This is a genomic window from Dietzia sp. DQ11-44, assembly GCF_014145205.1.
GTDB classification, from domain to species: domain Bacteria; phylum Actinomycetota; class Actinomycetes; order Mycobacteriales; family Mycobacteriaceae; genus Dietzia; species Dietzia natronolimnaea.
On sequence record NZ_JAALEC010000210.1, the window covers coordinates 1 to 6367 of the forward strand.

At 67.4% G+C, this 6367-nt stretch carries 6 protein-coding genes; all 6 read left to right on the forward strand.

What is annotated here, in order from left to right; translation table 11 throughout:
- Positions 1-1060 (forward strand): NDMA-dependent alcohol dehydrogenase (locus tag G6018_RS06255; RefSeq protein ID WP_182639183.1); only part of this gene is annotated, 1060 nt, incomplete at its 5' end.
- Positions 1061-1071: 11 nt separating this feature from the next.
- Positions 1072-1722: a TetR/AcrR family transcriptional regulator gene (locus G6018_RS06260; RefSeq protein WP_182639184.1), complete on the forward strand. Its 651-nt coding sequence runs from the start codon at positions 1072-1074 to the stop codon at positions 1720-1722.
- Between the two features lie 199 nt (positions 1723-1921).
- Positions 1922-2293 carry a 30S ribosomal protein S12 gene (rpsL, locus tag G6018_RS06265; RefSeq protein ID WP_017838186.1) on the forward strand — a complete coding sequence of 124 codons (372 nt, stop codon included), beginning with the start codon at positions 1922-1924 and terminating at the stop codon, positions 2291-2293.
- A complete protein-coding gene (gene rpsG, locus G6018_RS06270; protein ID WP_179525929.1) occupies positions 2293-2763 on the forward strand; it encodes a 30S ribosomal protein S7 in 471 nt (156 codons plus the stop codon). The genes rpsL and rpsG overlap by 1 nt, the downstream gene beginning before the upstream one ends.
- A 199-nt stretch (positions 2764-2962) precedes the next feature.
- The gene (fusA, locus tag G6018_RS06275) at positions 2963-5074 is read left to right on the forward strand and encodes an elongation factor G (protein WP_182617728.1); all 2112 of its coding nucleotides are present in this window, start codon (positions 2963-2965) and stop codon (positions 5072-5074) included.
- 175 nt (positions 5075-5249) lie between these two features.
- Positions 5250-6367, forward strand: a 1118-nt coding sequence (tuf, locus tag G6018_RS06280; RefSeq protein ID WP_182639185.1) for an elongation factor Tu, incomplete at its 3' end; no start/stop codon positions are given.

Consider the following 6367-nt stretch of genomic DNA (forward strand, 5'->3'; position numbering starts at 1 on the left):
CCCCAAGGCGGGGGAGGTGCAGGTCAAACTCGCCGCCTCGGGGCTGTGCCACTCGGACGAGCACCTGCTCACGGGGGACCTGCAGTTCGAGACCTATCCGATCATGGGTGGCCACGAGGGCGCGGGCGTGGTGACCAAGGTGGGAGAGGGTGTCACCGGGCTCGAGGTGGGGGATCACGTCGTCCTGGCGTTCATCCCCGCCTGCGGCACCTGCCCGCCCTGTTCCGAGGGGCTGCAGAACCTCTGTGACAACGGCGCCGGGCTGCTGAGCGGCCGGGCCATCAGCGACGACGGCTACCGGGTGCACACCGCCGACGGCGAACCCGTGGCGACCATGTGCGTCCTGGGCACCTTCGCGCCGCACGTCACCGTCCACCAGTCCTCGGTCGTCAAGATCGAGAAGGACATCCCCCTGGACAAGGCCGCCCTGCTCGGATGCGGTGTCTGCACGGGGTGGGGCTCGGCCACCGAGATCGGCCAGGCCAAGGAGGGCGACGTCGTGGTGGTGGTCGGCGTGGGCGGGATCGGGATCAACTCCGTCCAGGGCGCCGCCGCGGCGGGGGCGCGCGTCATCGTGGCCGTGGACCCGGTGGAGTTCAAGCGGGAGAAGGCGATGGAGTTCGGGGCGACACACACGTGTGCCTCGATGGACGACGCCATGGCGCTGGTGGGGGAGCTCAGCTGGGGGCGCATGGCGGACCTGGTCCTGCTCACCATGGGAGTGGTGGACGGGAAGGACCTGCTGCCCGGGCTGATGCTCACCGGCAAGGGGCGCCGCTGCGTGGTCGTGGGGCTGGGGGACATGATGGCCGTCGACGCGCAGATCTCCATCCTCGACCTGGCCATGCAGCAGAAGACCCTGCAGGGGGCGATCTTCGGTGGCACCGGCCCGCGCAAGCAGATCCCGCACCTGCTGCACCAGTACCGGGCCGGGAACCTCAAGCTCGACGAGTTGGTCACCAGGACGTACCGGCTCGACGAGATCAACCAGGGGTACCAGGACATGCGCGACGGCAAGAACATCCGCGGTGTGATCATCTACGACGAGCAGGACTGGTAACAGGAGGAGCAATGACGGCACCCGAGCAGCGGGCCCCCAAGCAGGACCGTAGTCGCCTCACGCGGGAACGCCTCCTGGGTGCCTCGATCGACCTCCTCGCCACGCAGGGCTGGGCGGCGACCACCGTGGGCGCGGTGGCCGCCGCCGCCGGCGTCTCACGGGGCGCCGCGCAACACCACTTCCCGACCCGTGAGGACCTCATCACCGCCGCCCTCGGGCACATGATCGAACAGCGGCTCGAGGACGTCCGGAACGTGGGACTCGATCTGCCCGACCCGGGCCCGGAGCGGACGGTCGCCGTGGTCCGACTCATCGTCCAGCACTACACCTCCGACCTCTTCAAGGCGGCGCTGCACGTCTGGACCGCGGCGGCCAGCGATCCGGCGTTGCGCGACCGCGTGCTGCCGCTCGAGAACCACATGTCCCGGGAGGTCCTGGTGATCGCCGCCGCCGCCCTCGGTCACGACCCCGGCGACGTGCGGGTGCGCAGGCCCCTGCAGGCCACCCTCGACCTGGCCCGCGGGCTCGGGCTCGCGGACGTGCTCTCCGACGACTCGGCCCGTCGTGAGAAGGTGATCCGATACTGGGCCGAGACCCTCGACCTGGTGCTCGCGCAGGTCCCGCAGGCGTCGGCCCGAGGCGTCGCCCCGGCCGCGTTTTGACCGATCCTCACGAGGGCGGTTAGGCTTGACCATCGTGCTCGCAGTACGCGAGCTGGAGGATCGTGCCCAGTAGGCCAGCGAGAGCGGCTGACGTGGTCGCCCGTGCGCCCGTCGGGGAGCGCGAGAGTCCGGATACGAGCAACGTCCCAGTGACCGGTGGTCGCCCCCGAGGAGGCCGCCAGCTAGAGAAAGTCGGTTCATGCCAACCATCAACCAGCTGGTCCGCAAGGGCCGCCAGGACAAGAAGTCCTCGACGGCGACGGCTGCCCTCAAGGGCTCGCCGCAGCGTCGTGGCGTGTGCACCCGTGTGTACACCACCACCCCCAAGAAGCCGAACTCCGCGCTGCGTAAGGTCGCCCGCGTGCGCCTCACCAGCGGTATCGAGGTCTCCGCCTACATCCCCGGTGAGGGCCACAACCTCCAGGAGCACTCCATGGTGCTCGTCCGTGGTGGTCGTGTGAAGGACCTCCCGGGTGTCCGTTACAAGATCATCCGCGGCTCCCTCGACACGCAGGGCGTGAAGGACCGCAAGCAGGCCCGCTCCCGCTACGGCGCCAAGAAGGAGAAGTAATGCCTCGCAAGGGTCCCGCCCCGAAGCGCCAGCTCATCAACGATCCGGTCTACGGCTCGCCGCTGGTCACGCAGCTCGTCAACAAGATCCTCCTCGACGGCAAGAAGACGACCGCCGAGCGCATCGTCTACTCCGCGCTGGAGATCTGCCGCGAGAAGACCGGTACCGATCCGGTCCTCACCCTCAAGAAGGCGCTCGACAACGTCAAGCCCGCCCTCGAGGTCCGCTCCCGCCGCGTCGGTGGCGCCACCTACCAGGTGCCCGTCGAGGTCCGCCCCGGGCGTTCCACGACCCTGGCGATGCGCTGGCTGGTGACCTTCTCCCGGCAGCGCCGCGAGAACAGCATGGTCGAGCGTCTCGCCAACGAGATCCTCGACGCCTCCAACGGTCTGGGTGCCGCGGTCAAGCGCCGCGAGGACACCCACAAGATGGCCGAGGCCAACCGGGCGTTCGCGCACTACCGCTGGTGATCCAGCCGGGCCCCGGAGCGGGGGGACGCCCACCGGGCGTCACCTCTCCGGGGCCCCCCGGCCGCCCCGAGGGTGGCATCATTGAACGAGGGTCGGCTCCCGCGCGAGTGAAGCGGGGCACGGCCCAGGACAACAGACCCGGTTCGGACGGTCCACACGACCGCCCGGGCCACCTAAGACTCACGATCGGGGACCATCCGTGGCACAGGACGTGCTGACCGACCTCAACAAGGTCCGCAACATCGGCATCATGGCGCACATCGACGCCGGTAAGACGACCGTCACCGAGCGCATCCTGTTCTACACGGGTGTCAACCGGAAGATCGGCGAGACGCACGACGGCGCCTCGACCACCGACTGGATGGAACAGGAGAAGGAGCGCGGCATCACCATCACGTCGGCCGCCGTCACCTGTTTCTGGGCCGACAACCAGATCAACATCATCGACACCCCGGGCCACGTCGACTTCACGGTCGAGGTCGAGCGCTCGCTGCGCGTCCTCGACGGCGCCGTCGCGGTCTTCGACGGCAAGGAGGGCGTGGAGCCCCAGTCGGAGCAGGTCTGGCGCCAGGCCGAGAAGTACGACGTCCCGCGCATCTGCTTCGTCAACAAGATGGACAAGATGGGCGCGGACTTCTACTACACCGTGCAGACCATCATCGACCGGCTCGGCGCGAAGCCGCTCGTCCTGCAGCTGCCCATCGGCGCGGAGGACGAGTTCGACGGGGTCATCGACCTCGTCGAGATGAAGGCCCTCGTCTGGCCCGGCGTCACGCCGATCGGCACCGAGGCCACGGTCCAGGAGATCCCCGAGGATCTCAAGGACAAGGCCGACGAGTACCGGGAGAAGCTCCTCGAGGCCGTCGCCGAGAGCGACGAGGCCCTCATGGAGAAGTACTTCGGCGGCGAGGAGCTGACGAAGGCCGAGATCCAGGCCGCGATCCGCAAGATGACGGTCAACGCCGAGATCTACCCGGTGCTGTGTGGTTCGGCGTACAAGAACAAGGGCGTCCAGCCCCTGCTCGACGCCGTCATCGCGTACCTGCCGAACCCGCTCGACGTCGGCTCGATCCACGGTCACGCCGTGGGCGACGAGGAGAAGGTCGTCAGCCGTCAGCCCTCCAAGGACGAGCCGTTCGCGGCGCTGGCGTTCAAGATCGCCGTGCACCCGTTCTTCGGTGAGCTCACCTTCGTCCGCGTCTACTCGGGTCGCATCGACCCGAGCACGCAGGTGCAGAACGCCACCAAGGGCAAGAAGGAGCGCGTCGGCAAGCTCTTCCAGATGCACGCCAACAAGGAGATGCCCGTCGAGGAGGCCGTCGCCGGCCACATCTACGCGTTCATCGGCCTCAAGGACACCACCACGGGTGACACCCTGTGTGACCTGCAGAACCAGGTCATCCTCGAGTCGATGACGTTCCCGGCCCCGGTCATCGACGTCTCGATCGAGCCCAAGACCAAGGCCGACCAGGAGAAGCTCGGCACGGCCATCCAGAAGCTGGCGCGCGAGGACCCGACGTTCTCCGTCAGGCTGGACGACGAGACCGGTCAGACGGTCATCGGCGGCATGGGCGAGCTCCACCTCGACGTCCTCGTCGACCGGATGAAGCGTGAGTTCAAGGTCGAGGCCAACGTCGGCAAGCCGCAGGTCGCCTACCGCGAGACCATCAAGGGCACGGTCGAGAAGTACGACTACACCCACAAGAAGCAGACCGGTGGTTCGGGCCAGTTCGCCAAGGTCCAGATCCGTCTCGAGCCGCTCCCGCAGGAGCAGGTCGAGGAGGGCGAGACCTACGAGTTCGCCGACAAGGTCACCGGTGGCCGGGTGCCCAAGGAGTACATCCCCTCCGTGGACCACGGCATCAAGGACGCCATGCAGTACGGTGTCCTGGCCGGGTACCCGATGGTCAACGTCAAGGCGACGCTGGTCGACGGCGCGTACCACGAGGTCGACTCCTCGGAGATGGCGTTCAAGGTCGCGGGCTCGATGGCGTTCAAGGAGGCCGCGCGCAAGTGTCAGCCGGTGATCCTCGAGCCGCTCATGGCGGTCGAGGTCATCACGCCCGAGGACTACATGGGCGACGTCATCGGCGACATCAACTCCCGCCGCGGCCAGATCCAGGCGATGGAGGAGCGCTCCGGCGCCCGCGTCGTCAAGGCCAACGTGCCGCTGTCCGAGATGTTCGGCTACGTCGGCGACCTCCGGTCGCGGACGCAGGGCCGGGCCAACTACTCGATGGTCTTCTCCCACTACGCCGAGGTTCCGGCGAGTGTGTCCAAGGAGATCATCGCCAAGGCGACCGGCGAGTAACCGGTACTGGTCCCGCCCGGCCGTGAGGTAGGGCGGGGCCGATGCCGGCGGCGCACGGTCGAACCTCCGGGTGGCCGCCGGTTCGTGCCCCCCACGGCACGATGAGTAAGATCAGATCCCACACAAAGCAGTGCCCACCTCGAGGTGGGGACAGACCAGTCCAGGAGGACACACAGTGGCGAAGGCGAAGTTCGAGCGGACCAAACCGCACGTTAACATCGGCACCATCGGTCACGTCGACCATGGCAAGACCACCACCACCGCGGCCATCACCAAGGTCCTGGCGGACACCTTCCCCGATCTCAACGACGCGTTCGCGTTCGACGAGATCGACAAGGCGCCGGAGGAGAAGGCTCGTGGTATCACGATCAACATCTCCCACGTCGAGTACCAGACGGAGAAGCGCCACTACGCGCACGTCGACGCCCCGGGTCACGCCGACTACATCAAGAACATGATCACGGGTGCCGCCCAGATGGACGGCGCGATCCTGGTCGTGGCCGCCACCGACGGCCCGATGCCGCAGACGCGTGAGCACGTGCTGCTCGCCCGTCAGGTCGGCGTCCCCTACATCCTCGTCGCCCTCAACAAGTGCGACATGGTCGACGACGAGGAGATCCTCGAGCTCGTCGAGATGGAGGTGCGTGAGCTCCTCGCGTCGCAGGAGTTCGACGAGGACGCCCCCGTCGTCCACATCTCGGCGCTCAAGGCGCTCGAGGGTGACGAGAAGTGGGTCCAGGCGATCCGTGACCTCATGCAGGCCTGCGACGACTCCGTCCCGGACCCCGAGCGTGAGACGGAGAAGCCCTTCCTCATGCCCGTCGAGGACGTCTTCACGATCACCGGTCGTGGCACCGTCGTCACCGGTCGCATCGAGCGCGGCAAGATCAACGTGAACGAGGATGTCGAGCTCATCGGCATCAAGGAGAAGGCCACCAAGACCACCATCACGGGCATCGAGATGTTCCGTAAGCTCCTCGACTACGGCGAGGCCGGCGACAACGTCGGTCTGCTCGTTCGTGGCCTCAAGCGCGAGGAGGTCGAGCGCGGCCAGGTCGTCATCAAGCCGGGCGCGTACACCCCGCACACGAACTTCGAGGGCCAGGCGTACATCCTGTCCAAGGACGAGGGCGGCCGTCACACGCCGTTCTTCAACAACTACCGTCCGCAGTTCTACTTCCGCACCACGGACGTGACCGGCGTCGTGACCCTCCCCGAGGGCACCGAGATGGTCATGCCGGGCGACAACACCGAGATGAGCGTCGAGCTCATCCAGCCGGTCGCCATGGACGA